We start from the raw sequence: 22,237 nt of genomic DNA on the forward strand, positions 1-22,237 counted from the left end.
TGAACGCCGCGCATAAAAAACGGCGAGGAGGGTCTGCAAGCGATCTGACACTTGTGTAACTGATCGCTCGCTCGCCTCCTCGCCTATCCGCCCGACGGGATAGTAGTAGTCTAACGAATACTGTACGCAAGAGCAATAGTCTGTGCAGAGAATCTCAGAACAGGTGAGGACGAGGGTCGTCGGTGGCGGAGCCACACTAAAACGTCACCCCAACCAGGATTGTGTCCTGGCGTATGCGTGCGCGCTCCTAAATAGCGAACTTCTTCGCGTCTTTGCGTTAGACAACAGAACTCTGCCAATGGGTCAACCATTGGAGAGGTTTCACACATTCAACACCGCGAGCGCCGAGTCGGCGCGGAGCTTGACCCGGCCGACGCGCGAGTGTCCTACTTGGCGTGGCCGGGGCGGTAGAAGCCGTGAGTTTCGAGGGCTTTGTAGACTTCTTCGAGGGTCTTCTCGCCGAAGTTCGAGATCGACAGCAGGTCGTCGCGAGTGCAGTTGAGCAGGTCGTGAACCGTGAACACGCCCTTTTCCTCGAGGCAGTTGGTCGTACGAACGGCGAGGCCGATTTCGGCGGTACTCATTTCCAGACGAGTCTGCATGTCTTGGCTGTCGGTCTCCGCGCGATTCAGAGGAATGCGAGTCATGGCGGGTTTTCCCTCCCTGGTTGAATGGTGGCGAACTCCCTACGAGTTCGCTGCGCTTCGCGATCGACCTACGAAGTGCTAACCGGCACTTCCCTGGGCCTGTCGCTATCACAAGGCGGAAGTATAGCAGATTGCCGCGGCTTGAAACTTCGGGTTGGCGAAAAATTTTAAGGAATCTCCTCGCAACGCTAGCGATAGCTCGAAGGCGACTCATGGAGTTGCCGCCGCAGTTTTCCTATATTGAAGGTTTCGGACGGAACCACACGTCGATTCACCCCAGGACTGGCATGACTTCGTTGCTCGAAAACCTAAACGAAGCCCAGCGCGAGGCGGTGCTCCACATCGACGGGCCACTGCTCATTCTTGCCGGACCGGGGAGCGGAAAGACCCGCGTGGTGACGCATCGCGTCGCGCACATGCTCGAGCAGGGTATCCATGCCCGGCAGATCTTGGCGCTGACGTTTACCAACAAAGCAGCCAGCGAGATGCGGAATCGCATCCAGTCGCTCGTACCAGGCCAACCGGTGTGGGTGAGTACGTTCCACCGCTTTGGCGCTCGGATGCTGCGGGAGTTTGGCGGTCTGGTGGGGCTGGCCCCGAACTTCACCATCTACGACACGTCCGACAGCCGGCAGGTGCTCAAGCGAGTGCTCGAAGCCGAGAAGATCGCTACGGTGGGCTACTCGCCTGACCGCATCGCGGGCGCGATCAGTGCGGCGAAGAACAAACTGATTACCGCCGACGACTACCAAGCCCGGCGTGGTTCGCCACTTTCGGAGATCGTCGCTAAGGTCTATCCCGCGTACCAGCAGCGAATGCTGCAATCGGCGGCGGTGGACTTTGACGATCTGCTCGTGCACGTGGCGACGCTGCTGTACCACAATCCCGAAGTCCGCGCGCAGCTCGACGAGCGATTCCGTTACGTGCTGGTCGACGAGTATCAAGATACGAACAAGGCCCAGTACGTGATCCTCAAAGCCTTGTCGCTCGACCATCCGAACCTCGCGGCGACAGGCGATCCCGATCAGTCGATCTACGGTTGGCGTGGCGCGGACATCTCGAACATCCTCGAATTCGAGCGAGACTTTCCGCAGGTTCGCGTCGTTCGGCTGGAGCAAAACTATCGCAGCACCAAGGCCATTCTCCGCATCGCCGACGAACTGATCGCCCACAACACGCGGCGCAAAAAGAAGTCGCTGTTCACGGACAACGAAGAAGGCCGCCCTGTGAAGTTGGTCGCCTACGCCGATCAGGATCTCGAAGCGGCGGGCATTGCCGAGCAGATTCGCGGCGCGATCGAGCGCGGCGAACGTCGCGCGCGGGACTTCGCGGTGTTCTACCGCGTAAACGCGTTGTCGCGTTCGGTGGAGCGGGCCCTGCGCAAGGCGGGCGTGCCGTACCAGATGGTTCGCGGGCAGGAGTTTTATGGGCGTAAAGAAGTCAAAGACATCCTCGCGTACTGCCAGCTAGCCAACAATCCGCAAGACGACGTGGCATTTGAGCGGGCCGTCAATTCGCCCACCCGCGGCATTGGCAAGAAGTCGATCGAGCGACTCAACGAGCATGCCTACCGCTACGGCACATCGATGCTCGAAGCGGCCCGCGAGGCCAAGCTGATCGATGGCTTGCCGAAACGAGCCACCGTGGCACTCTTGTCGTTCGTCGCGCTCATCGACAAAGTGGCGGCCATCGCCATTGGGTCGGTCGAAGAAGTCGTCGGCACCGTGATCGAAGAGAGTGGTTACGCCGTCGCACTTCGGCAGAGCGACGATCCCGAGGACCAGTCGCGGCTCGAGAACATCGAAGAACTACTCACTGACGCCCGTCAGTTTGACGAACAGGCGGACGAGCAATCGGGTGCGGGGCTCGAGGCGTATCTCGAACGGACCTGGCTAGTGAACGAGACCGACGACCTCGAAACCGACGCTGACAAAGTGACGCTGATGACGCTCCACGCCACCAAGGGCCTGGAGTTCCCAGTGGTGTTTTTGATTGCCATCGAAGACGGACTGCTGCCTCACGAACGATCTCGCGACGAGCTCGACCAACTGGAAGAGGAACGTCGCCTCGCGTTCGTCGGCATCACCCGCGCCGAGGACGAGCTGCAAATGAGCTACGTCCGGCTGCGTGACTTCCGTGGCCAACGACGCGTGGCGATCCCGAGCAGCTTTCTGATGGAGATGCCACGGCACGAACTCGAAATGACCGATGCCCGCAACGAGGACATCGAGTTCTTCGTTGACGAGTACGAGAGCTACGACGCCCACGACGAGTACGTCGAACCGAGCATACCGATTGACGATGTCCCCCTACCCGAGCCCGCGAAGAAGCAACCAAAGCTCCCGGCGGAAATTGCCGGGGCGATTACTACTGCGGCGCAGCTTGCCGGTGGATTAAAGCCAGCGGTCCATCCGAAAGTTTCGCCCGACGTGTTTGCGCTCGGGATGACGGTAATCCATCCGGAGTTTGGCCCCGGCAAAATCACGGCGCTCGGCGGATCGGGTACGGCGCGCAAGGCAACCGTGCAGTTCGCTACCGCCGGGGAGCGGAAGTTCATTCTCGCGCACAGTGCGCTACGACCAGCGGGCGGTTGAATGTCGCGGGAGAATCGGTGGTAGCCGGGCTCGCAAGAGCTCGGGCCGCCTTCAAGTAGTGCCCGGACTCTTGCGAGTCCGGCTACCATTTGACTGCTACTTCTTCTTCACGTCGAACGCAAAGAACAGTTCCTGGTCGCGGAGGTAGAGCTTGCCGTTGGCGATCACCGGGTGGCACCAGATGCCGCCGCGTGGGTTGCGGAACTCGGTCTGCGGCGTGAGCGTGAAACGGCCGTGCTCTTCCCAGCCCTCGGGCGTGGCGGCGATCAACACGACTTCGCCCTCGCGCTCGCTCAGCAGGTAGAAGCGTCCGTCGGCGTATCCAATCGAGCCTTTGCTCAGCTTGCCGCGCTCGCTCCACACACGCTTGCCGGTTTCGAGTTCCTGGCAAGTCCAACCACCGCCGTCCGAGTAGCCGTAAACATGATTGTCGAGCAGCACCAAACCATCGTGCTTGCTCTTCATCACCTTGCTGTCGTACTCGGTGGTCGGTTCGGTGCCCGAGCTACCCAGATCGATCAGCCGGCAACCAACGCCGTAGCCGCTGGAGATGTAGACCGAATTGTCTTTGACGATTGGTGTCGGAATCACGGCCACCTGACCGGGCCAGTCTTGTTGCCACGCCACCGAGCCATCTTCAGGATTCACACCGAACACCTTGGGCTGCAACAGTTGCACGTACTGCTTGTTACCGCCGGCCTCGGAAATCACCACCGACGAGTACTGCGGTCCGGCCGTGACGCCTTCGCTTTGCCAGTTCACCTTGCCGGTCATTTTGTCGAGCGAGGCCATCGCCCCCTTCTCGCCACCCGGAGTGCAAATCACGTTGTCGCCATCCACCAAGGGCGATTCGGCGTAACCCCATTCGGGAATCTTGCCGCCGAGTTCCTGCATGGTGATCCGCCACAGTTCTTTGCCGTCTGCGGTTTGGAACGCCACCAGCGTGCCGGTGGCGTCCATCGCGTACACACGGTCGCCATCGACCGTGGGTGTGCTGCGCGGACCATCGCCCCAGCCATTCTTGAAATCTTCGCCGATCTTCGACTTCCACAGCTCGTTGCCGGTCGCTTCGTCGAGGGCCATTAAGTAGGTGATGCCTTCGATCGAGCCGAGTACGAACACCTTGCCATCGGCAATCGACGGACCGGCGTAACCAAAGCCGACTGTCTTCACCATCCACTCGACCGGCGGGCCCCCTTCGGGCCACTCCTGCAGCAGGCCGGTTTCCTTGCTGAGGTTATCCCGATCGGGACCAAGCCATTGGGGCCAGTCGTACTCACCGGCGAACGTTGTGGACGAAATGCATAGTGCAATCGCAGCGTGGGCCAGAAGGGCGCGAACGTGGAGCATAAGGAGTGTCCTTGATTGAATCGTAAGCCAACTTGGTGGCTTGATGGTAGCAAACTGGGCGACGAATGTCGTCTATTGTTGGCCAGCAGCACCTGGTTTGGGGATAGGGTTTCCCGCGGGCGGAGTGGCAGGCTTCGCTTCGGGCTTGGTCTCTGGTTTGGCGGCGGCGTCGGTTTTGGCCGGCTCGCCCGTCTTCGCGTTGTCCTTTTTCGAATCGTCGTCTAGCACGGGGCGGAACACCAATCGCACGGGCCAGCCAAGTGGCGGGATGCGGTCGGTCCACGCTTCGAACAGCAGGCCTGAGTTGTCGTTGGTCATCTCGGCGGGGACGTCGAGCATCGCCGTGCTGAAGTTCGCCACGCACACCAAATCGCCATCTTCCGCCAGGTAGCCACTGGTGCCGAGCTCTTCGTTTTTCCAGAAACCACTGCCCGCGAACACCCACGGCAAGTTCATCGCTTTCTTGGTCCTGGCGTCCCGAATCCAGTCCTGAGCGCGGACCTTTTGTTCTTTGCCATCTTTATCCTTCCAGATGACGTCGATCTCCACCTTGGTCCCCGTCGGTGGTTTGTACTCGGGGGTGAAGACCACAGGCGTACCGGTCTCGGCACCTACTGCCAGGAGCCCCGCGTGGATCACGAATGCCTCGCTCTGCACCGACACGATCGACTCGTGCTCTTTGGTGTTGGGGGGGCAGGCGAACATCTCGAGCAAACCCTTGCGGAGCGAAATCCGCCCATCGACGTACACCTCGCCCTTGTCGCGATCGATCCACGCACGGCCCTTTTCGCTCAGTCGCTTGCCATTCTCAGGGGCGGGTAGGTAGGGCGTGTTCTTAGCCTGTTCTTCTTGCTCGCGCCGGCTGAGGCTCGAGTCCTCGTCGGCAGCGGGCTCATCCGCCGCGGGTTCGGCTTCCAAGGCCTTGTCGAGGGCATCGCCTTGCGGCGCGGGCGTAGCCGTGGTTTGAGCCAACACCACGCCCGGCAACAGCAACCAACTGGCGAGCAACAGGGCAAGCACGTGCCGTCCCCGACGACTAGCAGAACCAGGGGGCTTGGGGTACGATGCTAGCGCTGGCATGACAGGTCCTTTGCGACTGTTTTCCATTGGGTCGAATTCGATGCAGGCGGTACGGCGAGTGGCGAGTGGAAACTCGGCTCGACTACCTTCATCCTCTCACCAAGCATTGTAGCAGGGAAGTGATGGCGACGACGACTGCGGTTCCGTGTGATTCTCATGCCGATGCGAACGGGTTTTTCCACGGTATGAACGACAAGGAATTCGCCAAGCACCTGGACGCTTGGTGCGCGGGCAAGATTTGGCACGAAGAGGCCCCCAAGGACCTGCGCAAGAACTGGACCGCCCTCGACGCCGACTCGGCGTGGAAGCGTTGGACACAGTACATCGCCAAGCGCAAGCCAGTAAGTCGTCCGGCCGACGCGTCGACCAAGACCGATCCACTCGATTGGGGTATGCCTGCGGGCAAGTCGGCACTCGCCGATGCGGGGCGTTGGCGGACCGATTTTGACCGTCAGCTTCGCAAAACCACGACGCCCGCAGCGGCGACGCAAATCGAAGCGCTGCTGGCCGAGTTGGTGCACGGGCTCGAAAACAATCCTCCAACCGCCGCGATGGCCTACCAAGCCGTTGCCGTAGCGTATCGTCTGGCCGAACTCGCCGGCTGCCTGACATCGTCGGCGTGGTGGCGAGTGGTGCTCGCGCTCAAGCAGGCGGCGGACGAAGCCCAGAAGGTTTCGCTCGATCCGCTGAAGGCCGAACCGATGTTGGTCGCCGTGCTCATGGGTGGCGAGCTGCCACTGGTGCTGAGCGTGGTGCTCTCCGAACTGACGCCGCTGCGTACTCTCCGCGCCGAAGCCCGCAAATCGCTGGGCGAATCACTGCTCGCGGCGACCGATGGCGAAGGGCTCGTCGACTCGGTGCTGCTGCCCGTGCTGCCGGCGCTGTTTTCGAGTTGGACCCGCGCCCGCGCGATTGGCGAGCACCTCAAAAAAGGCTGTTGGTCGTCGTCCGCCGAAACGCAGTTCGAGTGGCTGGTGCGTCAAACGCTTCGTTTACAGCGTCCCGATGGCACGCCGATGTTATCGACCGAACCCATTACGGCGTGGCCAGGTGGTGTGCTCGACACGGCACTCTCGCTGGCGGGCGACGAGCACGACTCTGCCGCCGCGGTGGCTCACCTGCCAAAATCGCTGCTCGCCATTCGTGGCGACTTTGACGACTACGAACTTCCCGAAGCCAGTGTCGAATCCGAGTGGTCGACGCTCGCGCTGCTGGCCAATGGTTGGGGTAAGAGCGCCTCGCGTGTACTCGTGGATTACTCCAAGCGAACCCTGCGTCTCGAAGTCGAGAGCGAAGGCCGCACGTTGTTCTCGGGCGATTGGGGTACCGAAACTTGGTACGCCGGCAAGCAACTCGAACCGATCGAAGATTGGGAACAGCAATGCTGGTACAGCGACGATGATCTCGAGTACTTCGACCTTATGCTCGAACTCTCGGGCGGTGCGCGGCTCGAACGGCAGATCTTCCTTGGCAAGGAAGATGGCTTTCTAATGACGCACGATATCTTGCACGGCCCCGGCAGTCCGGCCGGCGAGTGGCGGCACACCATGCAGTTGCCATTCGCGGGTGGCAACAAGTTCGCCGCCGAAAAAGAAACTCGCGATGGAATCCTCGTCGATGCGAAGGGCACGCCGCGGGCGACCGTTTTGCCGCTGGCGCTCGCCGAGTGGCGGACCGATCCGCGTGGTGGCGAACTTACCATGACCGATGGCAAGCTACAACTCGTTCAGACCTCGCGCGGCGAGCGGATGAGCTGCCCCCTATGGATCGACCTACGCCCTCGCCGCACGGCCAAGCCTCGCACCTGGCGACGGCTCACGATCGCCGAGTCGCTGAAAGTGGCCCCCAGCGACAAGGCGGTCGGCTATCGGGTGCAAGTCGGCGACCTGCAGTGGCTCGTTTACCGTTCGCTCTCGGCGCCCGCCAATCGCACAGTACTCGGTCAAAACACGGCTGCCGAGATGTTCATCGGCCGCTTCTATCGCACGGGCGAGTTCGACGAACTGCTGGCCGTCGATCCCGACTGACCCAGCGTGTAATCGGCAATCCCATGCAGGCGATCATCGACAATTTGGCTCGCGTCCGCCAGCGCATCGCCGATGCCGCCCGACGTGCTGGTCGTGATCCGTCGGATGTCCAGCTCGTTGGTGTCAGCAAGTACGTCTCTGCGGAAGTCTCTGCGGAACTCGTTCGCGCGGATTGCGTGGACCTCGGCGAGAGTCGTCCCCAGCAAATGTGGGACAAGGCAGCGTCTACAGTGATGGCAGGTCTCCCCGTTCGGTGGCACATGATTGGCCACTTGCAGCGCAACAAAGTGAATCGCACGGTGCCGATTGCCGAGGTCATCCATAGCGTCGACTCACCACGCTTGCTCCAGGCGATTAACGATGCGGCGGCGCAGGTGGGCAAACGGCAGCGCGTCCTCCTCGAAGTGAACTGCTCCGGCGAACCCGCCAAGTCGGGGCTCACCGCCGAGGAACTCCGGCAGTTGGTTGCCAAGCTGAGCGACTATCCGGCGACCGAAGTGTGCGGATTGATGACCATGGCGGCGGGGGATGGCAACCTCGCGACGGCCGCCAGCAACTTTCGCTCGCTACGGGTACTCCGCGACGAACTGGCGACCACCGGCGTCTCGCTTCCCCACCTATCGATGGGCATGTCGGGCGATTTCGAAGTGGCCATCGCCGAGGGAGCGACGATTGTCCGCGTTGGGTCGGCCTTGTGGGAAGGTATCGCTTGAGCCCGGCTTGAGTAAAATGAAGGCTCCCGCCCTCCCCCGTTGAGATGCCCAGATGGTTGAGACGACCAGATGATCGAGATTCTCCGCAATCCAACGCGTAGCGTTCGCATTGGCTCGGTGACCATCGGTGCCGAGCACCCGATCGCCGTGCAAAGTATGACTGCCACGCAAACGCAGGACATCGACGCCACGCTGGCGCAGATTCGCGATCTGGAACAAGCGGGTGCGGACGTCATTCGCATCGCGGTCGATAGCAACAAGGACGCCGAAGCGGTGGCCGAGATTCGTCGCCAGACCAAGGCGAACCTGGCGATCGACCTGCAAGAGAACTACCGACTCGCCGAGAAGGTTGCTCCCTACGTCGACAAGCTTCGCTACAACCCCGGGCATCTATACCACCACGAACGGCAGAAGCCCTGGATCGAAAAGGTGGCTTACATTGCGGCCGTTGCCCGGGACAACGACTGCGCGATTCGCATCGGGGTGAATTGCGGTAGCGTCGACCCCGAGAAGCGGGACAAGTACGCGTCCGACGACTCAATTTCGCCGATGATCGAAAGCGCGGTGGAGCACTGCCGGGCACTCGACGACCTGGGCTTCACGCGGTACTGCGTGTCGCTGAAAGACTCCGACCCGCGAAAAGTCATCGAGGTCAACAGCCGATTCGCGAACGCACGCCCCGACGTGCCACTGCACCTCGGTGTAACCGAAGCGGGGCTGCCACCGGACGGGATTATCAAAACACGCATTGCGTTCGAGCAATTGGTAAGCCGGGGCATTGGGGATACGATTCGCGTTTCGCTCACCGTGCCGAACGATCGCAAGCACGAAGAAATCGCCGCCGGCCGCGCGATTTTGGACGACATTCGCGCGGGGCGTGTCCGCTCGGTAGTCGACTACGGGCTCGATACGCTCAACATCATCAGTTGCCCCAGTTGCAGCCGCGTGGAGAACGAAGCCTTTGTCGAACTGGCGCAGGACGTGAAAGAAATGACGCGGTACGCCGCGGAGTACGCGATCACCATCGCCGTGATGGGGTGCCGAGTGAATGGTCCAGGCGAGACGGACGACGCGGACCTCGGTTTGTGGTGCGGCCCGAACTTCGTGAACCTGAAGAAGGGCGAAGAGTCGCTCGGCCAGTACCCGTACGATCAAATCTTGCCACGACTGAAGAGCGAGCTCGACAAGATCATCGCCACGAAGTCGACGACCGCCTAATAATCGGGCGATAAGCTCAGCGCACAAAAAAAACGCTGCCGCGCCCAGTCCACAAGACCGGGCACGGCAGCGCGCATTGGGTTTCGTCTGTTCGGCTCGTGAACCACAGGAGCTTAGCGGCCCGAGGTCCAGCCGATGGTCTGCTTTGCAGCGGGCTTTGCCTCGTCAGCACCAGCCGCGCTCACCGCGGTGATCTTGGCAGGGTGCTTGTAGACGGCGGTCCAAACCGGAGCCGTCGGACGCTTGGTCATCTTGTCGCCATTGGCGTCGAGCAGCAAAGGAGCGCTCAAGTCCGAAGCCTGATCCGCAGGAGCGGCGGCTTCAGCGGGAATCGGATCCAGACGGTCAGTCTCGCGGAACGTCTGCGGCGGAGCCGGAGCGTTGGTCGGCAGCGAAGGGGCGGGAGCGGCCTGGGTCGGCGCTTGTTGAACGTAGCTGGACGTGACGCTCGAACCACCACCCGCACAAGTCGAGCAGCCGGTGTTCACGGGAGCGTCGTACGAAGTGGTGACCACGCCGCTTGCGCAACTGCTGCAAGGAGCGGCAACGTTGCACGCGTTACATGTACTGCACTCGGCGGCAGGCTGCATGATCACGGGGCGGAACGCGGTAGTAGCACAGCCGCAGTCCGAAACGCCGCAAGTCGAGCAAGCCGGTGCGTAGCCGGCCGACCAGGTGGTAGCGGGAGCGTAACCCACCGAGTACGTCGAGGCGGGAGCATAGGCGGCCGACCAAGTGGTGGCAGGAGCGTAACCGACGGCCCAAGTCGTTGCCGGCGCGGCAACAACGGGCATGCCAACTACTTGCGCTTGCGCTGGGGCAGAACCCCACACGCGGCGATTCCAGCGACCGAGGTTCTTACCCAGGTACCAGCGATCGTCGACGGTCACGTTGTTAACGACCACCGGAGCGGGCGTGACGACGGGCGACCAAACGGTTTGTGGCACCGCACAAGTGGCGCACTGTGCGCTCGCTACGCCAGTGATGGCAAACGAGGCCATCAAGGCACCGGCGATCGCGACTTTCGTGTTAATTGTTCTCATCACCCTACTCATGTTGGAAGAGACGAAACACCCCACCCCCATCTGATCCACTTCGCGAGCGCGCTGCAAGCGTCACTTGAGCCGAAAGTGGAATTTGGAAGCAACTTACTCGTGGGCAAACCTTGCCGATTAGCAAAACTCTATGCGAGCGCGTTAGGTCCCTCTCTCGACACTCATCACTTCAGTGTAGTCTAACACCCAGCGGTAGGCTGGCTGTGTTGCGAAGAATCAACTCTCACCGGGCGATGATGCGTAAAGTGTTCACGCCATAGGAGTTGCAATCGCCACGAAACGCACCGACAAGGGCCCTGCCAGCAGCGGACAACTGGTTTTATCAGTCCAAAAGTACTGGCGGGTCGGGAGTAGGTACGTAGCTTGGACGCTTGCTGTTCGCCCGCTTGGCCTGCCGCTTCGCTTCCCGCTCAGCACGTTCATGACGCTCGTGCTGGTCGTACAGCTTGTCCAGCATCTGACGAATGTCACGCTTGCATGCATGGAACGCCTGTAAGGCATCGTCCTCGGTAACGGGGGTCGTTCGGCCACCAACCACCGCGCGAAACACCGCGAGCGCGGTCTGCTCGTTGGGGCGAACCTCCACCAGCAGGGGAAGGTCGACCGCCGCGTGCGTGGTAATCAACAGCCCCGCCCCCGAGCGCCAGCAACGCCAGCGAACAATCGCGCGGGCCACGCTGCCGAGCTGCTCGTAACCATCGATCACCAGGAGCGAGTTGTTGTGGAGCTCTGTTCGCCATAGATCCCAAGCGGTCGCTAGCTTCCAGTCCGAATAAAAACGAAACTCGACCCACTCGCGCCCGCGTGCTTGGACGCAGTGCTTCATCGACCCCAGCAGCGTCGACTTGCCAACCCCATGGTTTCCTACGATCTGCCCTCGCCACTGGTGCGCGGCGAGCAGCTCGGTGACCACGGCGGGCGTGTTGCCATCGCTGGCGACATAGTCGATGCCAGCAGGGCCGAGCCAGCAACTTGAAAACGGATTGGTGTCGCGTGTTGGAGGGATCATCTAACCCTCCTCCGCCGACACCAGCTTCGGCAGACGCGCAGGGGCCACGTCCCCGAGCGAGAACGGTGCTTCGAGCACCTGCTGGCGACCTCGCGGTAGGAACATTCGCAACCGCGCGCACCAGCAAACTTTGACGATCAAGCCATCGTAGCTCAAAGGTTGCTCGGGGAGCATCGTGCGAAACTCGCGGCGGCGCGACAGTTCGACCCCTTCGGGGCCTTCGGCCGTGTATCGCTGGAAGAAGTGGACGCCAAAGTCCTCGTCCCCCTTACCTGCGGTGTACCAGAGTACGGAAAGCTCGACCACGCGAACTTCGCCTGTGTGCTGGGCGCTCACGGCGAAACTGCCTCGCACCACGTCGCCTGGGGCGAATGGCGAACCCGCGTCTTCGATTCGCAGATCGGCCAGCGGTGATTGATTCGTGGAAGTCACTCTCATGAGATTGCTCCCGATCCTGCCGTTTCGCTGGCCGCCAGCACTCGATCTTCGTTATGGATCGCGACCGGGCGGACGTTGAGCAAGAATTGCCGGAAGATCGGCTGGCCCTTCATGGTGTCGCCGCGCACCAACAGCATCCAACGAATCTCGTTGTGCGGCGTGCGGAATGAATGCATTCCGTCGGCGGGAATCGTGAACTCAAATTCTGATTCAAACAATCCCGTCGGATCGACCTCGATGTGTCGCCACTTTTGAACACCCTGCCGGCAGACGACTTCGACGCTGGTGCGGGTGTCGGTCCCTTGCTGGTAGATGGCGACCTCTTCGCACACCAGTTCAATGGCGAGACTCCGCACCGTCATCCGCCCCGTTTGCATCAGGTAGCCGCTGTACTTACTGCCCAGCGTGAGCGGATGCTCGGAGACTTCGACGTGGGTCTGCCCGATACCGCGTCGATGCCAGAACTCGCGGATCAGATTGAACGCCAACCACACGCCCACTAGCCCCAGCATCACGACTAGCCCCAGCACCAACCAGGGAGAGTTGCCACGCAAGTACTCGAGCGACGCGACGTAAACAAAGTAAGCGAGCAGCACGTTCCAGAACGCACAGGCGATCATCAGCCCCGCCATCCGCCACCCCGCCGTGCCCAGCGCGGGCAAGCGATGCGCGAAGCGAACGCCTGGACTCTCGTCGTCAATCGGTGGTAGCGTGAGATGCCGCGAGTCGGAACTCGATTCTCGTGACGCATCGAGACGCATCGCTTTGACACTCACCAAGCTCCGGCGTTCGGCGGAGGTCGATACTTGCATCAACGAGGCAACAATACCAAAAATGCCAACGGCAAAGAGCGACGCAGGTATCAGCGTCACCGGCCACACCCACCAGCGCATCGGTCGGCGAAGGATTAGATGATTCGGCGCCGAAGGATCGAACCAACAAGCATGCTCCGTCCCCGGCTTGTAAGGTTCGGCCATGTGCAGGGCGTCGTTCCGCGTGGGCGAGAAGTTGCCAATCTCGCGGTCGAGCCACACTGGTGGCAGGAGTGTTCCCGTGTCGGTGATTCTCGCGGCTTGTATCGCAATGCTGAACTCGCCGACGCTCAGCGGGTTCTCCTTCTCGCGAATCTCCAGCTCCGTCACCCGGCACATTCCAGGTTCCCATCCACGTGGAGCCCGCGACTCGTTCCAGTCGGGCACCAGGACCTGGAACACATGAAGACAAAGCGTCACTCCACCCATCACCAGTAGCGACACACTCAGTAGAAGTTCGCTCCAATGCCCCACGCTCCGCATGCCGGTGCTGCGGCGACCTCGCTTCTTGAAGAATAGGGGATTGCGCCAAGGCATCGTGGCAGTCTCAGGCCGTGCTAACGGAAATGATGCGGAGGGATAATCGCGGTGGGGGCGTCGAAGCGGACGGGTTCGGTGTCATTGCTCGATTCGGAAGTGTCGGCGGAGTCATCGGGGCGATTGGTCGTGCGGCCGCGGGATCGCTTCATCCGCCGCTGGCTTCGACTATGGAGTGCCACCAAGCAGATCTCATGACGATTGTGAACCAGCTGCCGAAGTCGCACATCGCGATAGCCCCACGAGCGAACGCGTTCCAAATACGCTTCAAGATTCTGCGGACTGGCGACGTCCCAGTTGGCAAGCTTGAGCGTCAGCACCAGTCCGCGAATCGAAGTTGCCGGATGCGTCACCACATCGCCCACCGCGTCGAGCGTGTATTGCGGAGTTACATTGAGGTCGGCCGCGAGCCATTGCGCGGGGCCGAAATCGATACGCCGCACTTCGGACGAACGCCGGCGGATGTGGGCGAAGCGAGGATGGCTGGCAACCGGCTCGTCGACTTCGGCCGGGTCAACACCAAGTACATGGAACCCACGGTTGAGCAGGGCCTGGCTCGCACCACCGGGGGCACAACCAAGTTCGACCCACACGTCGCCTCGTGCGGCTGGCAGTGCCGACCACTTCAGGGCTTCTTCGAGTTTCAAGTACGCGCGCGAAACCATGTCACTCGGCGCGGCGACCGGCAGCATGCCGCCTGGCCAGCGCTCGATCCGCGAACTCGCGAAGTGCCAACCGATGTACCACTCATCCGGCTCCACTGCTACCACGTCCAGCACCACGGCGTCCTTGGGCGCGACCGTGGCTTCGAACAGAGGCAGACGCGATTCGAGACCCGCCTCCTTCGCCGCTACCAGTAACGCCCGCTTGATCTCTTGAGCCATGGCCGTGACCGTCGGCTCGAATCCATCCTCACCCGGCAGCAGCGAGTCGCGTTGCCACACATGAAGAGCAGCAACCTCGGCGACTGCAAGCAGTGACTGCACCCCTTCGATCTCCCACACCGCTTTGGCCGCCGCGGCGAGAGAGTCGTTCTTCACGCGACCCAGCGACACCGAACGCGTGCGAGCAAACACGGGCGGCGATCCATCCAAGATCGCGCCGACCGATTGCGAGCTCTTGAAACTCACGAAGCCGGGCCGCGAGAACGCGAGCCGCCATTCCGTGCGGCGAGCGGCCACTTCGGTTTTTAGGGGCTGTTCTGCTCCAGGTTGGCAGGTGCAGAAGACAAACGTGGCGGGCGCGGCGGACATGGCGAGACAATGAAGGAGGGAGGCGTGAACCGTCCCATTCTACACTACCGCGGTCCGATCGTCGCGAGCCCTAAAAACAGGCCTAAGTGCGAGAACACCCCTGATCGCACCGCGCGAACTAGTACGTAAATGCCCCGCGGACGAACAGCGTGTCGTCGATCGCGAAGTCGGTGCCCATGGACGAGTATTCAAGATCCCGGGCGAACACGTAGCCAACTTCCCATTTCCGCGTAATGCCACGGTATTGCTTGCGTTCGGTGCCGAAGATCACGCGAAGGTCGCTATAGCTGAGCGTATCGGGCGAGCCATCGTCGCGCTGGACAGCCCAGATGCCGCCGCCGAGATCGCCCTGAAAGTAGAACCACCGCTCGTTGAGACCTGGGGGCCCGACGTCGGTCCACGTTCGCCAGGCGATTCGTGGTTGAGGAAGCACGACGTCGATCTTCAAGTCGTCGGTCCAGTACAGGAAGCCGGCGGCGGGCACGACCGTCAAGTTCGCACGATTGAGGTACGCCACGCCAACGATCCAGCGAGCGGCCTCGGAAGCTTCGTAGATGCCAAAGGCGTAGCCGGACCAGCGAATGGCGTCGGCGTCACGGAAACTGTAATCGTCCGCGTAAGCTCCGACCGTGACCGAGCCATTGAATACCCACCGGTCGCTCAGCCTTCGAATGTGCGTGAAGTTGACGTCCGCATCGTGCAGTCGCGCGGGGACATCAATGAAGTCGGGGCCCTCGAGGAACTGCACGCCGTAACGGGGCGTGATCGTGAGCGGCTGGTTCATGCGAAAGAACGGTAGCGCCGTGACAATGCTCGTGTTGAGCGACGTTACGCCGATGCCATCGCTTTCAAGCTGTGGCATCCACGCAGCGCTGAAATTGACTCGTTGGAAGAAACTCTTTCGCGAGCCCGAAGGAATCAGATTGCCGAGGTCTTGCTGCGCCGCCGAGGGTTCGGGGTACGCCTCAGGGGACCACTGCTGCCCGTCCATCTGCATGGTGGGCATCTGCATTTGCATCATGGGCTGGTCGACGATCACCACGTCACTCGGTGCCGCGGTCGCCCATGGATCGACTTGGTAGGGCTCGACGTAAACGGGCGCGGTGTCTGCCGACTCAACGTAAACGGGGGCCGTTGGATCGACGTACTGCTCCTGCTGGACGTACTGCTGCCCGTACTGAGGAAGGTAGGGTTGTTGAAACTGCGCAGCCGCGTTCGCAGCGAGTGCGAGCAAAAGTAGCAGCGGCAAGACTACGTGTTTCATAGGGAGGCGATGCGAGATCGGCTGGGGGCAACCTGTTAGAAATCGAAACCAGCACGAACCATCACGGTATCCGCCGGGTCGAACCGCCCGGGCATGCCGCTGTTGAACAGTATCTCGCGATCAAAGACGTAGCCGACTTCAAAGTGGCCTCGTGCCATGGTGGGGCTCTCGTACTCGACGCCCAGCGAGACGCGGATGTCGTTGTAATCGAACCGGTCGCTCAGCCCGACGCGGTCGACGGTCCACGATCCACCACCGTATTCGCCGGCGACGTACCACCACCAGTCGGTGTTACCCATCGAGCGCATTCGTTTGCGAAGCTTCGGATTGGGGAACACAATGTAAAGATCCCACTCGGTGCTCGGGCGCCAGTGCACACCAACAACCGGCAGCAACTTGATGTGGAGCCGATCGAGGTACGCGACGCCAATCAGGAAGTCCATGTTCGGATTAACCGAAATCACACCGACGCCGCGCCCAAGGATGCGAATCGAGTCGTCATTCACTGCCTCGAAGTCAGTCCAGACACCCGTGCGAACACCGAGCTCCGCCCCGAGCCACTCAAAGGGCTGCGGATACCAAGACAAGTCGAGGTAGGCATCGTAAACGCGTGCAGGCAAGTCGGGCCCGCGCGGTATGGCATTCGGATCGCCTTGAGGACCATCTAGCCAGTTGAACGCGAAGCCGGGCGTGAGCAGCAGCGGAGTTTCAATGTTGTGCATCACCGGAATGCCGAACGTCGCGGCGAGCTCCAGCCGGTTCATGCCGAACGCGTCGGCCCCGCCGACATCGGCCAGCCAAGTATTCTCAACGCCGATGCGTTGCAGGAACCTTTGAAACTTCACGAGGCTGCCGTCAGCACCCTGATAGCTGTAACTACCTTGTTGCCACTGGTAGGGAAGCGACGAAGGGGAAGTGCTCTGCGGCATCGGAGCGCCATATCCGCCTGGGGTCGTAGGATAACCCTGCCAGGCACCCGGCTGCTGCGGAAACGCGTTTGCCGGTGCACCAGGAGTCATGCCGTAAGGCACGTTCGCTGGAGGTGCGCTCATCGTGCCACTCACCCCGGGCGAAGCGTAGGCATCGAATGCAGGAGGCGGTCCAAGAGACGGGGCCGGATTCAGGCTCGGAGCGGCGAACGTCCCGGGCGTTGGCGTGACGTACGAAGGTTGTGCCGGAAACCCACCAGGCGTGGAGGGAATCTGCACGTACTGCCCCCATGCCACACTCGATGTGGTAAGTAGCAGGCTCAAGATGGTGGATGCTTTCGCGCGGAGTCGCACGGCCTCATTCCTCACGCGGTTTGACGAGAGACCCGGAAATACAAGGGCATCTGTTCGAGGTCAAGGTCGACCCAATCCCATGCCGCGTCGCAGGCCACGTGGAGAGCGACTGCTTGCAGCCGTTTTGGTCGCTATTAAGCGGCGAATTCGACGACAACGTGCGCTGGTTCGATTGTTCGTGCCTCTCTCGAAACAAGAATAATCGGTTCGCCGAAAACGAGTGTTGCGACCCGCCTGCTAGCAGGCTACGTTGGCAGAGTGACTTCCCTAGCTCTCCAGCGCGAACCACCGCGTCACTGCCAACTATGAGGAACCCATGGTGCGAGATTGTCTCCGCATTTTCACGTCGCCGCGACTTTGGCGATACGCTTACTGTCTCGGTGCGGTCATGAGCATGACAGCACTCACGACTCAAGCGGCCGATGTCGACCCCGCCTACGACGAAGTCTTCGGCAAGCTCGACGCGGTGATGGCCGAAGAGCTGAAGGCTAAGGGGCTGCCGTCGCTTTCCATTTGTTTGGTGGACGAGGGTCGGATCGTTGGTTCGCGGGCGTACGGATCCGCGGATCTCGCGAATTCGAAGCCGGCAAACGCCGAGACGATGTACCGCATTGGTTCGGTTTCGAAGCTGTTCACCGACCTTGCTATCATGCAACTCGTCGCGGCGGGGAAGATCGACCTCGACGCCCCGATCCAGACCTACATTCCTGAGTTCAAGCCCGACAACCAGTTTGGGATTCCGATCACGCTGCGGATGTTGATGTCGCACCAATCGGGGTTGGTCCGCGAACCCCCGGTGGGCAACTATTTCGACGCCAACGAACCGACACTCGAAGAGACGGTGCTGTCGCTCAATGGCCTGAAGCTGGTGTACAAGCCGGGCGAGCGAACCAAGTACTCGAACGCGGCGATTGCCGTGGTAGGGTACGCGATCGAGAAGGTGAGCGGGCAGTCGTACAACGACTACATGCGCGAGCACATCCTCGAGCCAATGCAGATGACCAACAGTTCGATGGTGCACGAAGGAAAGACCAAGGAGCAGCTCGCGGAGGCACTCATGTGGAACCACCATCAAGCCCCCTTCCCTGCCCCGGTGTTCGAACTCGGCACCGCGCCCGCTGGCAATCTGTACGCCACCGTTGACGATCTGGGTAACTTCTTGGTGACGATCTTCAGCGGCGGTAGTTACGAAGGGGCCGAAGTGCTTTCGAGTGATACGCTCGCCACGATGCTCGATGGCAGCAAAGCCGCCGGCGAGGACGATCCGATGTATGGCATCGGTTTTCGGCTTGGCAAGATCGATGGCCACTCGACCTTCGGGCACGGCGGTGCCGTGTATGGTTTTTCGACGCAGTTCTTCGGACTTCCCGAAGAGAAAATCGGCGTCGCGGTGGCCACGTCCCGAGATTGCTCCAACGGGTTCACGACTCGCCTGGGTGACTACGCGACTCGCCTGTTGCTCGCGAAGCGCGAGGGGAAGCCACTTCCGGAATGGAACTCGACCAAGTCCATCGAGAACCCCAAGCAGTACGTGGGGACTTACAAGTCGGGTGACGAATCGCTCGACATCTTCGAGTTCGGGGGCACGCTTTACACGCGGTTTGGCTTCGGACGATACGTGCTTCGCGCTGAGGGAGACGACCTCGTCATCGATGACGTGCAGAAGTACGGCACGAAATTCGAGTGCGACCCGAAAGCCGGAACGCTGGTGATCGATGGCAAGGCGTGGATCCGCCAGCCCGACGTGTGCCCTCCCGCGGCGCCGGAGAAGTGGAAAGGTCTCGTTGGTGAGTACGGCCCGGATCATATCATCATGTACGTGTACGAGGATGGTGGTCAGCTCTGGTGTCAGATTGAGTGGTTGTTTCCGTATCCACTGGTGGAAGTCGACGAGAACACATTCGCGTTTCCTACCAAGGGTGGCATGTACGAGAGCGAGTTCATCGTCTTCAAACGTGACGAAAACGGCGTGGCGACCGAAGCCAACGCCGGGAACGTCGTTCTCAAACGCCGACCCGTCGGCGACGTGGGCGACGTGTTTACGGTCGAACCCACGCGTCCCGTGGACGAACTTCGCGACGTCGCACTCGCCGCCAAACCCCCGGTGGAGACTCGCCCCACGCGTCCCCTCGACTTGGTCGAGCTAACGTCGCTCGATCCTTCGATCCGCCTCGACGTGCGTTACGCTGGTAAGCGGAACTTCATGCAGACTCCGTTCTACTCGTCCCCCCACGCATTCATGCAGCGTCCAGCGGCTGAAGCGGTGGCGCGGGTGCAGAAGAACCTTGCCGACCGTGGCTACGGACTTCTCGTGCACGATGGCTACCGACCTTGGTACGTGACCAAGATGTTCTGGGACTGCACGCCCGCGAAGTTCCACGACTTTGTCGCCGATCCCGAAAAGGGTTCGCGGCACAATCGTGGTTGCGCAATCGATCTGACGCTGTGCGACAAGGAGTCGGGCGAGCCGATCAAAATGGTCGCGTCGTACGACGAGTTCTCGCCACGTTCGTTCCCACTCTATCCAGGCGGCGATAGTCGCGAGCGTTGGCATCGCCAACTACTTCGCACCGCCATGGAAGACGAAGGGTTTACCGTGTACGAATTCGAGTGGTGGCACTTCGACTTCGACGATTGGCAAGAGTACCCGATTGGTAACAAGACCTTCGAGCAACTCCTAGAGCCAGCGAAGTAACCACCGTTGGTGGGGATTACTTGTTACTTGCGGTCAATCGCCCGCTTGAGGGCGGTGCCCATGTCCGCGGGGCTTTCGGCGACTTCGATGCCGGCGTCTTGCAGGGCGGCGATCTTGTCCTCGGCGGTACCCATACCGCCTGAGATGATCGCACCCGCGTGACCCATTCGCTTGCCGGGAGGAGCCGTGCGGCCAGCAATGAAGGCGGCGACGGGCTTCGTGACGTTCTGCTTCACGTAAGCCGCAGCTTCCTCTTCGGCGGTGCCGCCGATTTCGCCCATCATCATGATGGCCTCGGTCTTCGGATCGTTCTGGAACATCTCCAGAAGGTCGATGAAGCTCGTGCCGACGATCGGATCGCCACCCAAACCAACGCAGGTGCTCTGGCCGAGGCCGAGGTTCGTAAGCTGCCAAACGGCTTCGTAGGTCAGCGTTCCGCTACGGCTCATCACGCCCACGGGACCCGGGGTGTGGATGTAGCCGGGCATGATGCCGATCTTGCACTCGCCTGGTGTGATCACACCAGGGCAGTTGGGGCCGATCAGGCGGACGTTCGGGTAGTCGCTCTTGAGCTTCTTGTACACGCGGGCCATATCGAGCACGGGGACGCCCTCGGTAATGGCGATGACCACCGCGATGCCGGCGTCGGCCGCTTCGAGGATGGCGTCGGCGGTGAAGGCGGGCGGGACGAAGATCATCGTCGCGTTCGCGCCTTCCTTCTCCACGGCTTCGACCACCGTGTCGAACACGGGACGATCGAGCACCGTCTGGCCACCCTTGCCGGGCGTGACGCCGCCGACGAGCTTGGTGCCGTACTCGATGCAGTTCCGCGAATGAAACTCGCCCGCGTTACCGGTAATGCCTTGGCAAATAACGCGAGTGTCTTTATTGATCAGGATGGACATGTTGATTCCTGGAGGTGGCTGGCTTCGGAGAGTGCGAGTGGAATGACCAATGACGAATTAACAATGACCAATGAAAGGATTGTCCAACTCGTGCAATCTACCCGTTTCCTCATCAATCTCCGTGCTTCTCTGTGTACTCTGTGGTTAATTCGTTTAAGCAGCACCGGCGGCGGCGACGACTTTCTTCGCGGCGTCCGTCAGGCCTTCGGCGGAGATGATGTTCACGCCGCTTTCGGCGAGCATTTTGCGGCCCTGTTCGACTTCCGTGCCTTCGAGCCTTACGACCAGCGGGACGTTAAAGCCCACCGACTTGTACGATTCGAGGATGGCGCTGGCGATGGTGGTGCACTGCATGATGCCACCGAAGATGTTGACCAGCACGGCCTTCACGTTGGGGTCGCCCAGCAGGATGCGGAACGCCTCGGTCACTTGGTCGGTCTTCGCACCGCCGCCGACGTCGAGGAAGTTCGCCGGCTGACCACCGTGGAGCTTGATTAAGTCCATGGTGCTCATCGCAAGACCGGCACCATTCACTAGGCAGCCAATGTTGCCTTCGAGCTGCACGTAGCTCAAACCCGCCTTGCCGGCACGCAGTTCGTTGGGGTCTTCTTCCGCCGTGTCGCGGAATTCCATTAGGTTCGGGTGACGGAACATCGCGTTGTCGTCAAACGTCACTTTGCCGTCGAGCGCGATCAGGTCGCCACTTCCGGTGACCACTAGGGGGTTAATCTCGGCGAGGCTGCAATCGAGGTCGACGAACAGCTTGCAGATCGAGCGGAACATCTTCTCCGCACTGCGGACGCTCGCGCCGGTGAGGCCAAGCTTCTGGGCGAGCACGCGGCACTGGTAGGGCTGGAGTCCGCTATCGGGATCGAACGCGGCTTTGAAGATCAGCTCGGGGGTCTTCTCGGCGACTTCCTCGATGTTCATGCCACCTTCGGTCGAGACCATCAGCACGGGCGAGGCACTCGCTCGATCGACCACAATGCCCAGGTACAGCTCGCGGGCGATGTCGCAACCTTCTTCGACGTAGATGCGGCGAACGGTTTGACCACCGGCACCCGTCTGAATGGTCACCAAGGGGTGGCCGAGCATTCCAGCGGCGGCCTTTTGAGCGGCTTCGGCACTCTTCACCAGCTCGACGCCACGCTGCGCGGGGTTGGTGGCGATGGTTCCCTTGCCACGTCCGCCGGCGTGAATCTGGGCCTTCACCACGGCGAGCGGGCCACCCAGTTCCTTAAACGCGGCGGCGGCTGCTTCGGGAGTCTCGGCGACGATGCCTCGCGGCACGGCAATGCCGGCTTCGCGGAAGAGCTGCTTGGCTTGGAATTCGTGAATCTTCATCGATCGCCTATCC

17 protein-coding genes are annotated in these 22,237 nt (G+C 61.2%); 5 read left to right on the top strand and 12 right to left on the bottom strand.

All coding sequences use genetic code 11. From position 1 onward, the window contains the following. Positions 1–386: 386 nt before the first annotated feature. Positions 387–647 (bottom strand): DNA-directed RNA polymerase subunit alpha C-terminal domain-containing protein, encoded by a 261-nt coding sequence (locus tag SH292x_RS10340; protein WP_442485531.1) that lies wholly within the window; start codon positions 645–647, stop codon positions 387–389. Positions 648–934: 287 nt separating this feature from the next. On the opposite strand from SH292x_RS10340, the gene SH292x_RS10345 reads away from it, so the two are divergent. Then, positions 935–3,241, top strand: coding sequence for an ATP-dependent helicase (locus SH292x_RS10345; protein ID WP_442485532.1), 2,307 nt, complete (start codon positions 935–937; stop codon positions 3,239–3,241). Positions 3,242–3,337: 96 nt separating this feature from the next. Here SH292x_RS10345 and SH292x_RS10350 read toward each other — a convergent pair whose 3' ends face one another. Both SH292x_RS10350 and SH292x_RS10355 read right to left on the bottom strand, forming a co-directional pair. Further along, the gene (locus SH292x_RS10350) at positions 3,338–4,591 is read right to left on the bottom strand and encodes a PQQ-binding-like beta-propeller repeat protein (protein ID WP_442485533.1); all 1,254 of its coding nucleotides are present in this window, start codon (positions 4,589–4,591) and stop codon (positions 3,338–3,340) included. A gap of 72 nt (positions 4,592–4,663) precedes the next feature. Continuing rightward, the gene (locus SH292x_RS10355; protein WP_442485534.1) at positions 4,664–5,671 is read right to left on the bottom strand and encodes a YdjY domain-containing protein; all 1,008 of its coding nucleotides are present in this window, start codon (positions 5,669–5,671) and stop codon (positions 4,664–4,666) included. 185 nt (positions 5,672–5,856) lie between these two features. Between SH292x_RS10355 and SH292x_RS10360 the strand changes: the two genes are divergently transcribed. The 3 genes from SH292x_RS10360 (at position 5,857) to ispG (ending at position 9,629) form a co-directional block, all read left to right on the top strand. Next, positions 5,857–7,698: a hypothetical protein gene (locus SH292x_RS10360; RefSeq protein WP_442485535.1), complete on the top strand. Its 1,842-nt coding sequence runs from the start codon at positions 5,857–5,859 to the stop codon at positions 7,696–7,698. Between the two features lie 23 nt (positions 7,699–7,721). Next, complete coding sequence (locus SH292x_RS10365) at positions 7,722–8,411, top strand: YggS family pyridoxal phosphate-dependent enzyme (protein ID WP_442485536.1); 690 nt, start codon at positions 7,722–7,724, stop codon at positions 8,409–8,411. A gap of 69 nt (positions 8,412–8,480) precedes the next feature. Beyond that, the gene (gene ispG, locus SH292x_RS10370) at positions 8,481–9,629 is read left to right on the top strand and encodes a (E)-4-hydroxy-3-methylbut-2-enyl-diphosphate synthase (RefSeq protein WP_442485537.1); all 1,149 of its coding nucleotides are present in this window, start codon (positions 8,481–8,483) and stop codon (positions 9,627–9,629) included. Positions 9,630–9,742: 113 nt separating this feature from the next. Here ispG and SH292x_RS10375 read toward each other — a convergent pair whose 3' ends face one another. The 7 genes from SH292x_RS10375 to SH292x_RS10405 form a co-directional block, all read right to left on the bottom strand. Beyond that, complete coding sequence (locus SH292x_RS10375) at positions 9,743–10,672, bottom strand: hypothetical protein (RefSeq protein WP_442485538.1); 930 nt, start codon at positions 10,670–10,672, stop codon at positions 9,743–9,745. Positions 10,673–11,006: 334 nt separating this feature from the next. Then, the gene (locus SH292x_RS10380; protein WP_442485539.1) at positions 11,007–11,693 is read right to left on the bottom strand and encodes a hypothetical protein; all 687 of its coding nucleotides are present in this window, start codon (positions 11,691–11,693) and stop codon (positions 11,007–11,009) included. Beyond that, complete coding sequence (locus SH292x_RS10385) at positions 11,694–12,131, bottom strand: hypothetical protein (protein WP_442485540.1); 438 nt, start codon at positions 12,129–12,131, stop codon at positions 11,694–11,696. Continuing rightward, positions 12,128–13,480 carry a hypothetical protein gene (locus SH292x_RS10390; RefSeq protein WP_442485541.1) on the bottom strand — a complete coding sequence of 451 codons (1,353 nt, stop codon included), beginning with the start codon at positions 13,478–13,480 and terminating at the stop codon, positions 12,128–12,130. Before SH292x_RS10390 ends, SH292x_RS10385 begins: the two co-directional genes overlap by 4 nt. A gap of 20 nt (positions 13,481–13,500) precedes the next feature. Continuing rightward, positions 13,501–14,733, bottom strand: coding sequence for an SAM-dependent methyltransferase (locus SH292x_RS10395; RefSeq protein ID WP_442485542.1), 1,233 nt, complete (start codon positions 14,731–14,733; stop codon positions 13,501–13,503). A gap of 118 nt (positions 14,734–14,851) precedes the next feature. Then, positions 14,852–15,997 (bottom strand): DUF6268 family outer membrane beta-barrel protein, encoded by a 1,146-nt coding sequence (locus tag SH292x_RS10400; RefSeq protein WP_442485543.1) that lies wholly within the window; start codon positions 15,995–15,997, stop codon positions 14,852–14,854. Positions 15,998–16,032: 35 nt separating this feature from the next. Continuing rightward, positions 16,033–17,280 carry a DUF6268 family outer membrane beta-barrel protein gene (locus SH292x_RS10405; RefSeq protein WP_442485544.1) on the bottom strand — a complete coding sequence of 416 codons (1,248 nt, stop codon included), beginning with the start codon at positions 17,278–17,280 and terminating at the stop codon, positions 16,033–16,035. Between the two features lie 394 nt (positions 17,281–17,674). On the opposite strand from SH292x_RS10405, the gene SH292x_RS10410 reads away from it, so the two are divergent. Then, positions 17,675–19,975 carry a serine hydrolase gene (locus SH292x_RS10410; RefSeq protein ID WP_442485545.1) on the top strand — a complete coding sequence of 767 codons (2,301 nt, stop codon included), beginning with the start codon at positions 17,675–17,677 and terminating at the stop codon, positions 19,973–19,975. 23 nt (positions 19,976–19,998) lie between these two features. Here SH292x_RS10410 and sucD read toward each other — a convergent pair whose 3' ends face one another. Both sucD and sucC read right to left on the bottom strand, forming a co-directional pair. Further along, positions 19,999–20,880, bottom strand: a complete 882-nt coding sequence (sucD, locus tag SH292x_RS10415; protein ID WP_442485546.1) for a succinate--CoA ligase subunit alpha — start codon at positions 20,878–20,880, stop codon at positions 19,999–20,001. Positions 20,881–21,033: 153 nt separating this feature from the next. After that, positions 21,034–22,224, bottom strand: a complete 1,191-nt coding sequence (gene sucC, locus SH292x_RS10420) for an ADP-forming succinate--CoA ligase subunit beta (protein ID WP_442485547.1) — start codon at positions 22,222–22,224, stop codon at positions 21,034–21,036. Positions 22,225–22,237 lie beyond the last annotated feature (13 nt).

Source organism: Aeoliella fuhlenseeensis, from assembly GCF_052161615.1.
In the GTDB taxonomy this organism is placed as follows: domain Bacteria; phylum Planctomycetota; class Planctomycetia; order Pirellulales; family Lacipirellulaceae; genus Aeoliella.

Excerpts from the sequence above, each read along its gene's own strand:
- SH292x_RS10340 (WP_442485531.1), bottom strand. The coding sequence starts at position 647 with ATGACTCGCATTCCTCTGAATCGCGCGGAGACCGACAGCCAAGACATG.
- SH292x_RS10345 (WP_442485532.1), top strand. The coding sequence starts at position 935 with ATGACTTCGTTGCTCGAAAACCTAAACGAAGCCCAGCGCGAGGCGGTG.
- SH292x_RS10350 (WP_442485533.1), bottom strand. The coding sequence starts at position 4,591 with ATGCTCCACGTTCGCGCCCTTCTGGCCCACGCTGCGATTGCACTATGC.
- SH292x_RS10355 (WP_442485534.1), bottom strand. The coding sequence starts at position 5,671 with ATGCCAGCGCTAGCATCGTACCCCAAGCCCCCTGGTTCTGCTAGTCGT.
- SH292x_RS10360 (WP_442485535.1), top strand. The coding sequence starts at position 5,857 with ATGAACGACAAGGAATTCGCCAAGCACCTGGACGCTTGGTGCGCGGGC.
- SH292x_RS10365 (WP_442485536.1), top strand. The coding sequence starts at position 7,722 with ATGCAGGCGATCATCGACAATTTGGCTCGCGTCCGCCAGCGCATCGCC.
- ispG (WP_442485537.1), top strand. The coding sequence starts at position 8,481 with ATGATCGAGATTCTCCGCAATCCAACGCGTAGCGTTCGCATTGGCTCG.
- SH292x_RS10375 (WP_442485538.1), bottom strand. The coding sequence starts at position 10,672 with ATGAGAACAATTAACACGAAAGTCGCGATCGCCGGTGCCTTGATGGCC.
- SH292x_RS10380 (WP_442485539.1), bottom strand. The coding sequence starts at position 11,693 with ATGATCCCTCCAACACGCGACACCAATCCGTTTTCAAGTTGCTGGCTC.
- SH292x_RS10385 (WP_442485540.1), bottom strand. The coding sequence starts at position 12,131 with ATGAGAGTGACTTCCACGAATCAATCACCGCTGGCCGATCTGCGAATC.
- SH292x_RS10390 (WP_442485541.1), bottom strand. The coding sequence starts at position 13,480 with ATGCCTTGGCGCAATCCCCTATTCTTCAAGAAGCGAGGTCGCCGCAGC.
- SH292x_RS10395 (WP_442485542.1), bottom strand. The coding sequence starts at position 14,733 with ATGTCCGCCGCGCCCGCCACGTTTGTCTTCTGCACCTGCCAACCTGGA.
- SH292x_RS10400 (WP_442485543.1), bottom strand. The coding sequence starts at position 15,997 with ATGAAACACGTAGTCTTGCCGCTGCTACTTTTGCTCGCACTCGCTGCG.
- SH292x_RS10410 (WP_442485545.1), top strand. The coding sequence starts at position 17,675 with ATGACAGCACTCACGACTCAAGCGGCCGATGTCGACCCCGCCTACGAC.
- sucD (WP_442485546.1), bottom strand. The coding sequence starts at position 20,880 with ATGTCCATCCTGATCAATAAAGACACTCGCGTTATTTGCCAAGGCATT.
- sucC (WP_442485547.1), bottom strand. The coding sequence starts at position 22,224 with ATGAAGATTCACGAATTCCAAGCCAAGCAGCTCTTCCGCGAAGCCGGC.